Raw genomic sequence first — 13,684 nt, forward strand, 5'->3', positions numbered from 1 at the left:
CGCGAGAGGAATTTATACCACAACTCTGATACTGTTTTCAGCCACGGGCGGATATAGGGTATTAGAGGCCGTTAGTGGCTAGTGTGGTATACTATACTATTTGATAGGTTCGAAGGGTTTAAGTGAGTGGCTGTGCGAGGGTGAGGTACAATGGCAGAATGCATCGAGTGCGGGGCAGACGTCTCCCTGCACGACAACCTCGAAGTCGGAGAGATCGTCGACTGTTCCACCTGTGGTGCCGAACTCGAAGTCGTCGCCACGGATCCCGTCGAGCTCGACAGCGCGCCCGAGCTCGAAGAGGACTGGGGTGAGTGAGGTGTTCGCGGTGGCGCGGCGCGTTGCGTCGCTCGTGACTGTGACCCGTGACGCCGCGACCCGCGAACACACGGAGACCACAGCATGAAGGTCGGAATGCTCTACTCGCGCATCCGCAAGGACGAGAAGCTCCTGCTGTCGGAACTGCGCGACCGCGACCACGAGGTCGTGAAAATCGACGTCCGCAAACAGCAGTTCAACATCAGTGAAGCGCCCGCGGAGTTCGAGGACTTAGACCTCGTCGTGGACCGCTGTCTGGCGACCTCTCGGAGCGTCTACGCGACGAAGTTCGCCGCGGCCTACGACGTGCCGGTCGTCAACGGGCCCGATGTCGCCGAGGTCTGTTCGGACAAAGTCAAAAACAGCCTCGCCCTCGTCGAGGCGGGCGTGCCGACGCCCAACACGGACGTGGCGTTCACGAAAGACGCCGCGCTGGAGTCCATCGAGGACTTCGGCTACCCCTGCGTCCTCAAACCCGTCGTCGGGTCGTGGGGTCGCTTGATGGCCAAGATCGACTCCCGCGACGCCGCGGAGGCCATCCTCGAACACAAGGAGACGCTCGGTCACTACGAGCACAAGATATTCTACGTTCAGGAGTTCGTCGACAAGCCGGGCCGCGACATCCGCGTGCTGGCCGTCGACGGCGAACCGGTCGCCGCGATGGTCCGCTCGTCGGACCACTGGCTCACCAACGCCGCGAAGGGTGCGGAAACGAACACCTTCAAACTGGACGACCGCGCGCTCGAACTGGTCGAGAAAGCTTCTGCCGCCGTCGGCGGCGGGCTACTCGGTGTCGACCTAATGGAGGTCGGCTACGACGAGGAGAGCGGTGATTTCGCGGACTACACCGTCCACGAGGTCAACCACACCGTCGAGTTCAAGGCGTTGAACGAGGTCAGCGACGTGGACGTCCCCTCGGAGGTCGTCGACTGGCTGGAATCGAAGGCGGCAAGCGAGAGTGACGCGGAGGTCACCGCATGACGTACTCCGCGAGCGTCGTCGGCGGGTCAGGATTCACCGGCGGCGAACTGCTTCGCCTGCTCGACGGCCACCCCGAGTTCGAACTCGAACAGGCCACGAGCCGCTCGAAGGCGAACAAGACCATCGGTCACCAGCACCCCAACCTCCGGCACTCGGACCTGCGGTTTTCCTCGCCCGAGGAACTGGAATCAGTCGACGTGCTGTTCGCCGCGACGCCCCATGGCGTCTCGATGGAGCAGATCGACGCGTTTCAGGACGCCGCCGGAACCGTCGTAGACCTCTCGGCTGACTTCCGTCTGGAGACGGAAACGCAGTACGACGAGTGGTACGACGGGCACACGCGCCCGGAACTGCTGGAAAAGAGCGAGTACGCGCTGCCCGAACTCAACCGTGACAACCTCGCAGGCGCAGAGCTCATCGCCTCCGGTGGCTGTAACGCCACGGCGACGATTCTGGGTCTGCTGCCGCTCTTTGAGGCCGATATCCTCTCCGGCGACGAGCAGATCGTCGTCGACGTGAAGGTCGGCTCCAGTGAGGGCGGAGCCGGCGGCGGCGAAGCTTCGTCTCACCCCGAGCGTTCGGGCGTCGTCCGCCCCTACGCCCCGACGGGTCACCGTCACGAGGCCGAGATTCAGCAGTTCCTCGGCGTCGACGTCTCTTTCACCGTTCACGCGGTGGACATGGTCCGTGGCGCGAGTGCGACCTGTCACGTCTTCCCCGACGGGCCAGTCTCGAAGGGTGACCTCTGGGGAGCCTACCGGGGCCAGTACGAAGACGAACCGTTCGTCGAGCTAGTCGCCGGTGGTGGCGGCGTCTACCGCTACCCCGAACCGAAGGCCGTCGCGGGGACCAATCGCGCGGAGGTCGGCTTCGAACTCGATCCCGCGAACAAGCGACTGGTCGTCTTCTCGGCCATCGACAACATGATGAAGGGGTCGGCGGGGCAGGCCGTCCACGCAGCGAACGTCGCCCTCGGCATCGAGGAGACGGCGGGTCTGGAGTTCCAGGGGCTCCACCCCGTCGGCGCACCGTAACCCCTGACAGGAGCTTTTCATGACTGTAGTTATCAAAGTCGGTGGCGCTCGTGCTGTTGACCCAGCGGGGGCGCTCGCAGATGTCGCATCGCTCACGGAGGACGGTGAGGATGTCGTGGTCGTCCACGGCGGTTCCACCAAGGTCGACGAGACGCTGGAGCGACTCGGCATCGAACCGGAGTACGTCGAGACGCCGAGCGGCGTCGTCGGCCGGTTCACCGACGAAGCCACGATGGAAGTGTTCGAGATGGCCTTCGGTCACCTCAACACCCAACTCGTCGCGGGTCTCCAGAGCGAGGGCGTCGACGCCGTCGGGCTGAACGGCGTCGACGGCAAGTTGCTGTACGGCCCCCGAAAGTCCGCAGTCCGCGTCGTCGAGGACGGCAAGAAGAAGATTCGCCGCGGCGACCACTCGGGCACCATCAAGCAGGTCAACGGCGGCCTGCTGGAATCGCTACTTTCCGACGGCTACACGCCCGTCGCCGCGCCGCCGATGGCTGGAGACGACGACGGCGAAATCGTCCCGGTCAACACTGACGCCGACCGCTCGGCGGCCGCTATCGCCGCCGAACTCGACGCGACGCTCGTCCTGTTGACGGACGTCGAGGGCGTCTACGCCGACGCCGACGACCCATCGACGCTCATCGAGTCCGTCGAGACGGCCGACGACTGGGATGCCCTCGAAGACGCCGCCAAGGGGTTCATGGGTCGGAAGATCATGGCCGCCGAGGAAGCGCTTGACGGCGGCGCGTCCGAAGTGGTGGTGGCCGACGCCAACGCCGACGAGCCGATTTTGTCTGCCCTCGAAGGCAGCGGTACGCACATGCATGCGAGCGCGATTCAGGAGGAGAACACATGACTACCGAAATACGAACGACGCATTTCGCCGTCACAGCGCTTACCGGAGGTGAGGCGCTGTGAGTGGATTCGTCTTCAACGAGAAACCGATCCAGATAGAGCGCGGCGACGGCGCGTACGTCTACGACGACAGCGGTACCGAGTACCTCGACATGGGTGCGTCCTACGCCTGTGTCCCCCTGGGTCACGGCCACGACGCCGTTCACGAGGCCGTCACCGAGCAGTTCGAGAAACTGACCTACGTACAGGCGTCCTATCCGAACGCACAGCGGACGGCGCTGTACGAACTGCTCGCCGACACCGCGCCGGACCCAATCGACAAGACGTGGCTCTGTAACTCCGGGACCGAGGCCAACGAGGCGGCGCTGAAGTTCGCCCGCTCGGCCACCGGCAACTCGAAGATCGTCGCCACGATGAAGGGCTTCCACGGCCGGACGATGGGGGCGCTCGCCACGACGTGGAAGAGCAAGTACAAGAAGCCCTACGAACCGCTCATCGGCGACGTGGAGTTCGTCCCCTACGACGACGCCGACGCCCTTTCCGAGGCGATCGACGACGACACTGCTGCGTTCATCGTCGAACCGGTACAGGGCGAGGGCGGTATCAACCCCGCCTCGACCGAGTATCTGGAAGCGGCCCGCGAGATAACCGAGGAGACGGGCACCGCGCTCATCTTCGACGAGGTCCAGACCGGCATGGGCCGGACCGGCGCGCTGTGGAACTCCCAGCGTGCGGACGTGACCCCGGACATGATAACGTCGGCGAAGGGACTGGGCAACGGGTTCCCCGTCGGTGCGACGCTCTGTCGGGACTGGATCGCCGAGGACTACGGCTCGCACGCCTCGACGTTCTCCGGCGGGCCAGTCATCTCCGCCGCCGCGGGCGCGACGGTTTCGACGATGTTAGACGAGTCCGTCCCCGAGAACGCCGCCGCGATGGGCGACTATCTCCAGACGGAACTGGAATCCGCTATCGGCGACGAGGTGCGGGACATCCGTGGAGAGGGCCTGATGGTCGGCGTCGAGGTCGGCCGCGGCGCGAACAAGGCGCTGAAGCAACTCGCGCTGCATCACCAGGTGCTCGCCCTGCCCGCGGGCCGGACCGTCGTACGCCTGCTCCCGCCGCTGACCATCGACGAGGACCACGCCGACGCCGTAGTCGAGGCGATGACCGAGGTGATCGGATGAGCGAAGCCGCCGCCGTCGAGGCCGACACCGAAGCTCGCGAACTGCTCGAAGCCGTCGTCCGCATCCCCTCGGTTTCGCGGAACGAACGCGAGGCCGCGGAGCGACTCGTCGACTTCTTCGAGGACCACGACCGCGAGGCGTGGCTGGACGAGGTCGGCAACGTCCGCGCGCCCGCCGACGACGGCGTCCTGCTGACCTCGCACATCGACACCGTCCCGGGCGATATTCCGGTCCGTATCGAGGAGAGCGACGACGGCGAGGTGCTGTGGGGCCGCGGCAGCGTCGACGCGAAGGGACCGCTGTGTTCGATGGCCGCCGCCGCCGTCCGCACCGGCGCGTCGTTCGTCGGCGTCGTCGGCGAGGAAGTCGACTCCAAAGGCGCGCGATATCTCGTCAAAGACCGCGAGAGCGCACCCGATGCCGTCGTCAACGGCGAGCCCTCCGGCTGGGAGGGCATCACGCTCGGCTACCGCGGACTCCTGGCGGGCACCTACGTCGCCACCAGCGAGTCCGGCCACTCCTCGCGCCCGGAGAACAACGCGATTCAGGACGCCATCGACTGGTGGTCGGCCGTCGAAGCGGAGTTCGACCCCGACGACTGGATTCCTGTCTTCGAGCGCGTCACCTGCAAACCCGTCGACATCGACGGCGGGACCTCCGAAGACGGGCTGAGCGTCGAGACGACGATGGACGTCCAGTTGCGAGTTCCTCCCGAATACACCACCGACGAGATTCGGGAGATAGCGGACGGCTACCTCGGTAACGGCACCGTCAACTGGGACGACAAGGTCGAACCGGTGATGCAGAGCCCCCGGACGAGCGTCGCTCGGGCGTTCCGAGCTGCCATCCGACAGCATGGCGGCGACCCCACGCTGCTCCGGAAGACCGGGACCAGCGACATGAACGTCTTCGCCCAGTCGTGGGACTGCCCGATGGCGACCTACGGCCCTGGCGACTCCGACCTGGACCACGCGCCCAACGAACACATCCACCTCGCGGAGTACGACCGCGCGGTGAGCGTCCTCACGGACGTGACTGAACGCCTGCTGTAACCATGGACCTGCTCGACGTCGACGACCTCACGACCGACGAACTGACCGCGGTGCTCGACCGCGCCGCCGACATCAAGGCCGACCCCGAGACGTACGACGACGCACTCGACCAGCGGACGCTGGGGATGATCTTCGAGAAGCCGTCGACGCGGACCCGCGTCTCCTTCGAGACGGGAATGACGAAACTCGGCGGTCACGCCGTCTTCCTCGGCCCGGACGACATCCACCTGGGCCACGGCGAACCAGTTAAGGACACGGCCCGAGCGCTCTCGCGGTACGTCGATTTCGTGATGGCTCGCGTCTTCGACCACGCCGATGCCCAGAAACTGGCCGAGTACGCCGACGTGCCGGTCATCAACGCCCTGACCGACGATGCCCACCCCTGCCAGACGCTCGCCGACCTGCTGACCATCCGCGAGGAGTTCGGCGGGTTCGAGGACGTCTCGGTGGCGTGGGTCGGCGACGGCAACAACGTCTGCCAGTCGTTCGTGCTGGGTGCGGCGATGACCGGCATCGACCTCACCGTCGCCACCCCCAAGGGCTACGAAGTGACCGACGGCGTCGTGGAGCGAGCCGCCGAGTTCGACAACGCGCCAGAGACGACCCACGACCCCGAAGCGGCCGTCGACGGCGCAGACGTGGTCTACACGGACGTCTTCGTCAGTATGGGCCAGGAGGATCGCCGCGAGGCGAAACTCGCCGACTTCGACGGCTTTCAGGTCACGACCGACCTGCTTGGCGACCGCACGCTGATGCACTGCCTGCCCGCCCACCGCGGCGAGGAAGTTACCGACGACGTCATCGAGTCGGAGAACGCCGTCGTCTGGAATCAGGCAGAGAACCGCATGCACGCGCAGAACGGGCTGCTGACGTGGTTAGCGGATAGAAACTAGGTCCGCGCTAAACGAAGTGAAGCGCGGCTTTTTCGCCACCGTCAGAGCGAAGTCGTTCGAGAGAGCGACTTCGCTCTGACGAGCCTTGCTTCGCTTCGCTCAGCAAGACCACCTTTTTGCGCGAGCGGTGGCTGGCAACACCATCGCTGACGGGAGCGCAATCGGGTCTACTCTGCGGCGTCGACGGGCGATCTGCGCACCTGCTCACGTACCGGAATCCCCCGCGAACGGAGGGCCGATTCGAACTGCGACGGCGAGACACCGCTGTGACTCGCCGCCTGTTCGAGCGTGAACGTTCGGCTGCGGTACAGGGTCAGGGCCGCCGTGAACGATTTGCGTGACATTTTCGCTACGACGATATCGATACGCTGCAGGATATTAAACCTAGTGTGGGAAATGCTACCCTAGTATTGCTCTAATCCGGGAGAAATAGAACGAACGTGAAATAAATATAGATAAGAATGTACGAATGGCACTAAGAAGCCGTCCGTCGAGACGCCCAAGATCTTCGAACGAGTCGGCTCAGAAACCGCCGAACTTGTCCCGGCGGTAGACGTCGATGCTGTTGACCGTGGTCGGTGGTTCCTGGGCCAGGGCGAAGGCGACGGCGTCGGCTACCTCCTCGGGCTCGGTGACCTCGCCGGGGTCGAAGCGGTCCTCGAAGGACTCTCCCTCCTCGCTGCCGAACTCCGAGCGGACCTCCGTCGGGTTGACGACGGAGACGCCCACTTCCTCGCCACCGACCTGTCCGGCGAGGCTCATCGCAAAGCCACGGACCCACCACTTCGTGGCGGCGTAGACGGGGTTGAACGGTCGGGGGTACTGCCCGGCGAAACTGCCGATGAAGACCAGTATTCCGTCGTTCTCGCGAAGGGACGGGAGCGCCTCGCGAGCGGTATAGAACGCGCCGTCGACGTTCACGTCCATCATCGTCCGGTACTCGTCGTCGGTCATCGTCTCCACGTCGTCGCCGCGCCCGAGCCCGGCGTTGACGACGACGCCGTCGAGCGACCCGAGCGTCTCGACGGTCGATTCGACTGCGGCCGTGACCTGCGCGGGGTCGCTGACGTCCGCCGGGACGACGTGCGTCGCAACGTCGAACTCCTCGGCGACATCGTTTGCGAGCTCTTTGAGTCGGTCCTCGCGACGGGCCAGTAGGGCGACAGCTGCGCCATCGCTGGCGACTCGCCGGACGGTCGCTGCTCCGATACCCGAACTCGCTCCGGTGACCAAGACGACGCTCTCTGTTAGCGTATCGCGTACCATAGACGAAGTGTCGGCTGACGTGTCGATAGTCCTTGCGCCCGCGGGTTCCACCCGAAACGCTACCCTTTTCGCTACGTTCGGGAACAGTTAGCACACTATCGCCGCGAGTCGTTCCACTCGAAACGATGGCCTTTTCGAACAGTTTGCCAACGTTTGCCACATTTTGACTTCGACCGACGGTATAAGCCGGTGGCGGTGGTACTTCCAGGCGATGGAGCCATTGGTCGTCGAGGCCGGCGAAGCGAGCATCGAGGACCTGCTGGAGACGCTCGAATCCGGTCGCCGCGTCGTCGTCCACACAGAGTTTCTCGGTGACGCCCACGAGGTGACGCTACGCTACGACGGGGTCTGGTACTGCGATACGCCGACGCGCCTGCACAGACACGACTCGCGGGCGGAGATGCGAACCTGTCTGGAACGACAGGGCTACGGCCGTGAAGCCGGTGACACGAACACCACCCGGTGAGCTACGGGTAACGGCCCTGCTTATGCGTGAAGCGCGCTTAACCGTCGCACATGGCAATCGACCCCTCGACAGACGGGTTCCGCGAACTCATGGTCGACGACGAACCGTCGCTGACGGAGGTGATGGCCTGTGTCTTCGGCGTGCAGGAACACGAAGTGCGGACCTATCAGACCTTGCTCGAAAACCCCGGTAGCACCGTCGCGGAACTTGCGAACGTCCTCGACCGCGACCGCTCGAACGTGAATCGGTCGCTCTCGACGCTCCGCGAGAAGGGACTCGCGACCCGCGAGCGCCGACTGCTCGACGGCGGCGGCCACGTCTATCAGTATACAGCGAGACCCCCCGCCGAGGCTCGCGAGTTGATGCACGAGACGCTTGACGAGTGGGCGGCGGCGGTCCACGACCGAATCGACGAGTTCGACGCTTGCAACGTCTAACTGCAGAGCGTCACCCAAGTCGCACAGAAAGCTCCCGCTCGCGACACGCTTCTGACGACAATCGCCCCACTTTTGCCCGCTGGGGGCATTCGCCCCGACAATGGCTAATCTGCAACTCACCGACGATGTCCCGTCGGTGGCTGACGACGGCGTCTGGCTCACCTGCATCGAGTGCGGCGAGTCGTTCGCCCCCTTCGAGGAGGTCCGCTACACCTGCGACGACTGTGACGGGCTGTTGGAGGCGCGCTACGCCGACCTGCCGACCTTCGACGAGTTCGAGGGCGAGGGCGTCTGGCGCTACAGCGCCGCACTCCCCTTCGAGGAGGGAGTCACGCTGCCCGAGGGCAACACGCCGCTGCACCGCGTTCCGCGAATCGAGAAGGAGGTCGGCGTCGAGAGCCTGCGCGTCAAACACGAGGGGATGAACCCCACGGGGTCATTCAAGGACCGCGGCATGACCGTCGGTGTCCGCGTCGCAAAGGAGATCGGCGTCGGCCGACTGGCCTGTGCCTCGACCGGGAACACCTCCGCGGCACTAGCCGCCTACGGCGCTCGCGGCGGCATGGAGACGCTCGTCTTGCTCCCCGCCGGCAAGGTCGCCGCCGGAAAGATCGCACAGGCGGCGCTCCACAAAGCTCGCATCCTCGAAGTCGACGGCAACTTCGACGAGTGTCTGGACATCGTCCAGGACCTCGCCGGGCGCGGCGAGGCGTACCTCTTGAACTCGCTGAACCCCTTCCGGCTGGAGGGCCAGAAGACTATCGGCCTCGAAATTATGGAGGAACACTACGAGGACTACGGCGAGTACCCCGACCGTATCGTCCTCCCGGTCGGCAACGCAGGCAACACCGCGGCGCTGTACAAGTGCTTCCGCGAACTCGTCAAGGCCGGCGAAATCACCGAAGACCAGGTTCCGAGAATCACCGGCGCACAGGCTGAGGGGGCCGCGCCGATGGTCGAAGCGATCGAGGAAGGCAACGACGAGACCCGACGCTGGGAGGAAGTCGAGACCCGCGCGACGGCTATCCGCATCGGTAACCCCGTCAACGCGCCGAAGGCCCTGCCGGGCATCCGCGAGACCGGCGGCACGGCCGTCGCCGTCTCTGACGAGGAGATCACCGACGCCCAGCGCGACCTCGCTGGCGAGGGCGTCGGCGTCGAACCGGCCTCCGCCGCCTCCATCGCGGGCCTCCGGAAACTGCGGGACCGCGGCGTCGTCTCCGACGACGAGTCGGTCGTCTGCCTGACGACCGGCCACCTCCTGAAAGACCCCGACGCGGCCGCCGAGGCCGGCAACGACCCCGAACCCGTCGACAACAGCACCGAAGCCGTGCTGGACCTGCTGGACGAGAACTGACGACGCTTCCTGTTAGTTTCCGGCACTCGGCTCCGTTCGCGGACAATTCTTATCACTGCGCGACGAGAAATCAAGCCGATACACATGACTGGCGTCTACGAGCGGGCACTGGGTGAGGCGACCGCTGACCTCCATCCGAAGGTGCGCGAGCGATACAGCATCGGTCCCGACGACGGCGTCACGGTCGGAACGGGCCGGATGGATATCTCTCGGGGCACTCACGTCCTCCCCGCGCTGTACGCGATGACGAGCCGAGACATGCTGTTTCCCGAGGCGGGCCACGGCGTGCCCTTTAGCGTGACGACGGTCGGCTATCGCCTCGACGGGCGTGAGGCGATGACGACCCATCGGACCTTCGAGTTCGACGAGACGCGCCGACACTTCGATTCCGTGACGGTGTGGGACGCCGAAGGCGAGCGCCTGTTGGACTTTCTGGGTCGTGGCGGGCTCGTCGCAACGGAACTGCATCCCCGCGTCGAGGCCGGATCGCTCGTCGTCGAAGCGGGCCGCCAGTGGCTCCATACCGGCGACCGGTACCTCCGGCTCCCGGGGTCGCTCGCGGCCGGCGTCGAGGTGCGCGACCGCTACGACGAGAGCGACGAACGCTACCACGTCCTCGCCACCGTCGAGAACGTACTGGCCGGGCACATTCTGAGCTACCGCGGCGCGTTTACACAGGCGCGAGACGACCGCGAGGACGGCCCGGACCTCCGCCCGATTCGCACGCTCCCGACGCTTCCGCCGCGATGACCGACGGCGTCGGGCGGCCCTCAGTGACGGCGGTCGCTCCTCGTCCGACTCTCGGCGACATCGCTCTCACCGACCTCAGCGCTGCCGTCGGCGCGGTTGCGTGGTTCGCGCTCGTCGTCGCGGGACTGCTCGGCCCGGTCGAACGTGCACTCGCGCTGGCACCGCTCGTGTTGGTCCCGCTTGGCGTCGGGATGGCCGCCCAACCGCCCTTCGAGGGATTCGCCGGTCGGCTGTACGCTGGGGCCGTTTGGCTCCAACCAGTTGGAGCCGCCCTGTTTGCGGTGTCGCTGGCGCTCCCGATGAACGGTTCGTCTGCCGCGGCTCTCGCCGCTCCGTGGCTGGTCGTGACCGGACTGCTCGGGCTGACGGCCGCTGACCGCACTCTAAAACACACACCGAGCGACCGGCGACTACCCGAGACGTCGATCAACGCGGGATTCGCGTACGTCTCAGTCGGCGCGGTGGCGCTCCTACTGTACCATCTGAATCTCACCTTCTGGTTCGGTCGTACCATCATTTTGCTGACGGCGATTCACTTCCACTACGCTGGGTTCGTTCTGCCCGTGATGACAGGGCTGACCGCTCGTGCGCTTCCGGCGCGAACCCCGCCGTTTGCCGCCCTCGTCGGCGTAATTCTGCTGGGGCCAGCGATAATCGCCGTCGGCATCTCCTTCTCGCCGCTAATCGAGGTGGTCGCCGTCGGCGGGTTCACGGTTGCCGTCGCGTTGTTCGGTGGGTACGTCCTCGTCCGTCTCGTCCCGATCAGCCCGCCGGCGCAGGGACTGCTCCTCGGCGCGTCGGTGCTGGCGCTTCCGGCCTCGATGGCGCTGGCGCTCGGCTACGCCATCGCTACGTTCACCAGTGTCGACGTGGGCCTGGACATCTCGACGATGGTCGCCCTCCACGGCTCGCTCAACGCCTTCGGGTTCGGGCTGCTGGGCGTTATCGGGTGGCGTCTGGCGGTGCCGTCCGTTCGTTCGGCCGATTAGCCGTCTTCCAGGGCAGCCTCACAGTGCTTGCAGGTATCTCGCTCGACGGAATTGGGCGCTCCACAGTCAGCGCAGTTTCGCCGCTCGCGTGGCCGCTTCGCCGCTTCCTCGAAGACGCCACTGAAATCCGCGAGGACGAACGTGGCGAGGACGAGGAGAGCGGCCAGCAGCCAACCGACGGGTCCGAGAAACAGCAGGCCAACGACGACGACAGCGACGAGAGTCGCCAACGTGCCGGTGACTATGCTATCCGCGTCGACCATGACTCCTGCTCACAGGCCGGTAGAATACGTCTTGTGGTGGGCCGCTACTGCTCCGCGCGACCCGGTTCGAGACGGTACCGAACCGTCGATTTCCCCTCGAACCGCGGCCCCTCCCCCGTGCGTGTGAAGCCTGTCGCCTCGACGGCAGATTCGACGGCCGACTCGCCGTCAGGGACGAGCAGTTCGACGGTCATGCGTTCCCGTTCGGCGAAGGCGATGGGTTCGTCGAGCAGTCGCTCACAGGCCTCGGCGGACCCGGCCAGTTGTGTGACGTGGACGGTACCACGTTTGGCGTCGTAGCTAACGAAGCCGACGGTGTCGTCTTCCCCTTCTGTGGCGACGCGGACGGTCCGGTCGTGGACCAGGTTTCGCATCACGTCCGGCGGGAAATCCGCGAGGTCGGCGAGACGCCCGGCGTCTGCTTCGACGGCGTCACGTATCTCCATGCCCGACTCTCTGTGTCCCATGCAAATAAACGGTGTGTCGGTCAGTACCATCCGATGGTAGACGGGAAGATGAACACAGTTATCCCGAGTGGCGGCTAACGCGACGGCAATGACTCTCGCACGCACGGTTTCGGTGGTACGATGCGCGTAATCGCCAAGTTCGGCGGAACGAGTCTCGGCAGCGGCGACCGAATCAACCGGGCCGCCGACTCCATCGCGGCCGCCGTCGAACAAGGCCACGAGGTCGGCGTCGTCGCCTCGGCGATGGGTAACACGACCGACGAACTCCTCGACGACATCGAGTACGACGCCCAAGCCGCCGACCGCGCCGAGATCGTCTCGATGGGCGAGCGAACCTCCGTCCGGATGCTCAAGGGCGCGCTGGCCGCTCGCGGTATCGAGGCGGTCTTCCTCGAACCCGGGAGCGACGACTGGCCGATCATCACCGACGAGTACGGCGAGGTCGACGTCGAGGAGACACAGAAACGCGCTCACGCGTTGGCCGGCCAGATGCGGGACGTCGTCCCGGTCATCACCGGCTTCCTGGCACAGGACCACGAGGGCAACGTGACGACGCTCGGCCGCGGTGGCTCCGACACCTCGGCGGTCATGCTCGGCAACTACATGGACGCCGACGAAGTCGTCATCGTCACCGACGTCGAGGGCGTCATGACCGGCGACCCCCGCGTCGTCGAGGGCGCGCGAAACGTCGGCGAAATCAGCGTCGACGAGCTCCGCTCGCTCTCCTTCCGCGGGGCCGAAGTCGTCGCGCCCTCGGCGCTCTCGTATAAGGACTCGAACCTCTCCGTTCGCGTCACCCACTACCAACACGGCGACCTCCTGACCGGCGGCACCTCCATCGAGGGCGAGTTCCAGAACCTCATCGACCTCCAAGAGGAGCCGACCGCCTGCGTCACCGTCGCCGGTCGCGCCATCCGTAACAGTCCCGGCATCCTCGGCGAACTCGCCTCGGCGCTGGGCGACGCTGGCATCAACATCGAGGCCAACTCCTCGGGGATGGACTCGCTGACCTTCTACGTCGACGAGGACGACGCCGACGACGTGGAAGCCTTGCTCCACGACCGCATCGTCGACGACGAGACGCTCTCCTCTGTCACCGTCGAAGACGACATCGCCGTCATCCGCGTCACCGGCGGCGACCCCGGACAGGCCGCACTCCCCTACCAGGTCATGGAACCGCTGGCCGACGCCCACATCCACCTCTATGACGTCATCACGTCGGCCACCTCCGTTTCGGTGTTCGTTCCGTGGGACGACCGCGAGCAGGCTCTAGAGCTGGTTCAGAGCGTTTTCTGAGACCACCTTTTTCTTCGTCGGGTTCGAGTCGCGCTCTCCGAGCGCGCTCGAACCGCTCCTTGAAAAACGTCCT

At 65.5% G+C, this 13,684-nt stretch carries 17 protein-coding genes; 13 read left to right on the forward strand and 4 right to left on the reverse strand.

The window, feature by feature from the left end; all coding sequences use genetic code 11:
* Window positions 1-150 precede the first annotated feature (150 nt).
* From lysW to argF, 7 genes are all read left to right on the forward strand, one after another.
* Entirely contained in the window at window positions 151-315 is a 165-nt protein-coding gene (lysW, locus tag E4S61_RS08520) for a lysine biosynthesis protein LysW (RefSeq protein ID WP_135303513.1), read from the forward strand.
* An 84-nt stretch (window positions 316-399) separates the two neighbouring features.
* The gene (gene lysX / locus E4S61_RS08525) at window positions 400-1,296 is read left to right on the forward strand and encodes a lysine biosynthesis protein LysX (RefSeq protein ID WP_135303514.1); all 897 of its coding nucleotides are present in this window, start codon (window positions 400-402) and stop codon (window positions 1,294-1,296) included.
* Window positions 1,293-2,330, forward strand: a complete 1,038-nt coding sequence (gene argC / locus E4S61_RS08530; RefSeq protein ID WP_135303515.1) for an N-acetyl-gamma-glutamyl-phosphate reductase — start codon at window positions 1,293-1,295, stop codon at window positions 2,328-2,330. The genes lysX and argC overlap by 4 nt, the downstream gene beginning before the upstream one ends.
* 19 nt (window positions 2,331-2,349) lie before the next feature.
* Window positions 2,350-3,189 carry an acetylglutamate/acetylaminoadipate kinase gene (locus E4S61_RS08535; protein WP_135303516.1) on the forward strand — a complete coding sequence of 280 codons (840 nt, stop codon included), beginning with the start codon at window positions 2,350-2,352 and terminating at the stop codon, window positions 3,187-3,189.
* A gap of 58 nt (window positions 3,190-3,247) precedes the next feature.
* Window positions 3,248-4,375, forward strand: coding sequence for an aspartate aminotransferase family protein (locus E4S61_RS08540; protein WP_135303517.1), 1,128 nt, complete (start codon window positions 3,248-3,250; stop codon window positions 4,373-4,375).
* Entirely contained in the window at window positions 4,372-5,427 is a 1,056-nt protein-coding gene (locus E4S61_RS08545; protein ID WP_135303518.1) for a [LysW]-lysine hydrolase, read from the forward strand. The genes E4S61_RS08540 and E4S61_RS08545 overlap by 4 nt, the downstream gene beginning before the upstream one ends.
* A 2-nt stretch (window positions 5,428-5,429) precedes the next feature.
* Window positions 5,430-6,320: an ornithine carbamoyltransferase gene (gene argF / locus E4S61_RS08550; RefSeq protein WP_135303519.1), complete on the forward strand. Its 891-nt coding sequence runs from the start codon at window positions 5,430-5,432 to the stop codon at window positions 6,318-6,320.
* Window positions 6,321-6,487: 167 nt separating this feature from the next.
* On the opposite strand, the gene E4S61_RS08555 is transcribed toward argF, so the two are convergent.
* Complete coding sequence (locus E4S61_RS08555; RefSeq protein WP_135303520.1) at window positions 6,488-6,664, reverse strand: DUF7317 family protein; 177 nt, start codon at window positions 6,662-6,664, stop codon at window positions 6,488-6,490.
* 178 nt (window positions 6,665-6,842) lie between these two features.
* Window positions 6,843-7,586 carry an SDR family oxidoreductase gene (locus tag E4S61_RS08560; RefSeq protein WP_135303521.1) on the reverse strand — a complete coding sequence of 248 codons (744 nt, stop codon included), beginning with the start codon at window positions 7,584-7,586 and terminating at the stop codon, window positions 6,843-6,845.
* A gap of 211 nt (window positions 7,587-7,797) precedes the next feature.
* Here E4S61_RS08560 and E4S61_RS08565 point away from each other — a divergent pair, with 211 nt between their 5' ends.
* From E4S61_RS08565 to E4S61_RS08585, 5 genes are all read left to right on the forward strand, one after another.
* The gene (locus E4S61_RS08565) at window positions 7,798-8,052 is read left to right on the forward strand and encodes a hypothetical protein (protein ID WP_135303522.1); all 255 of its coding nucleotides are present in this window, start codon (window positions 7,798-7,800) and stop codon (window positions 8,050-8,052) included.
* A 50-nt stretch (window positions 8,053-8,102) separates the two neighbouring features.
* Complete coding sequence (locus E4S61_RS08570; protein WP_135303523.1) at window positions 8,103-8,489, forward strand: helix-turn-helix domain-containing protein; 387 nt, start codon at window positions 8,103-8,105, stop codon at window positions 8,487-8,489.
* 100 nt (window positions 8,490-8,589) lie between these two features.
* Window positions 8,590-9,846, forward strand: coding sequence for a threonine synthase (gene thrC / locus E4S61_RS08575; protein WP_135303524.1), 1,257 nt, complete (start codon window positions 8,590-8,592; stop codon window positions 9,844-9,846).
* Between the two features lie 84 nt (window positions 9,847-9,930).
* Window positions 9,931-10,596 (forward strand): DUF4166 domain-containing protein, encoded by a 666-nt coding sequence (locus E4S61_RS08580; RefSeq protein ID WP_135303525.1) that lies wholly within the window; start codon window positions 9,931-9,933, stop codon window positions 10,594-10,596.
* Entirely contained in the window at window positions 10,593-11,585 is a 993-nt protein-coding gene (locus E4S61_RS08585; RefSeq protein WP_135303526.1) for a YndJ family protein, read from the forward strand. The genes E4S61_RS08580 and E4S61_RS08585 overlap by 4 nt, the downstream gene beginning before the upstream one ends.
* Here E4S61_RS08585 and E4S61_RS08590 read toward each other — a convergent pair.
* Window positions 11,582-11,848, reverse strand: coding sequence for a zinc ribbon domain-containing protein (locus tag E4S61_RS08590; protein ID WP_135303527.1), 267 nt, complete (start codon window positions 11,846-11,848; stop codon window positions 11,582-11,584). The two genes, E4S61_RS08585 and E4S61_RS08590, sit on opposite strands and share 4 nt — an antisense overlap.
* Window positions 11,849-11,892: 44 nt before the next feature.
* Window positions 11,893-12,294, reverse strand: coding sequence for a hypothetical protein (locus E4S61_RS08595; RefSeq protein ID WP_135303528.1), 402 nt, complete (start codon window positions 12,292-12,294; stop codon window positions 11,893-11,895).
* 141 nt (window positions 12,295-12,435) lie between these two features.
* Between E4S61_RS08595 and E4S61_RS08600 the strand changes: the two genes are divergently transcribed.
* Entirely contained in the window at window positions 12,436-13,611 is a 1,176-nt protein-coding gene (locus E4S61_RS08600; RefSeq protein ID WP_135303529.1) for an aspartate kinase, read from the forward strand.
* The last annotated feature ends 73 nt before the right edge of the window (window positions 13,612-13,684 follow it).

Source organism: Haloarcula amylovorans (assembly GCF_004681185.1).
Taxonomy (GTDB): Archaea; Halobacteriota; Halobacteria; order Halobacteriales; family Haloarculaceae; genus Haloarcula; species Haloarcula amylovorans.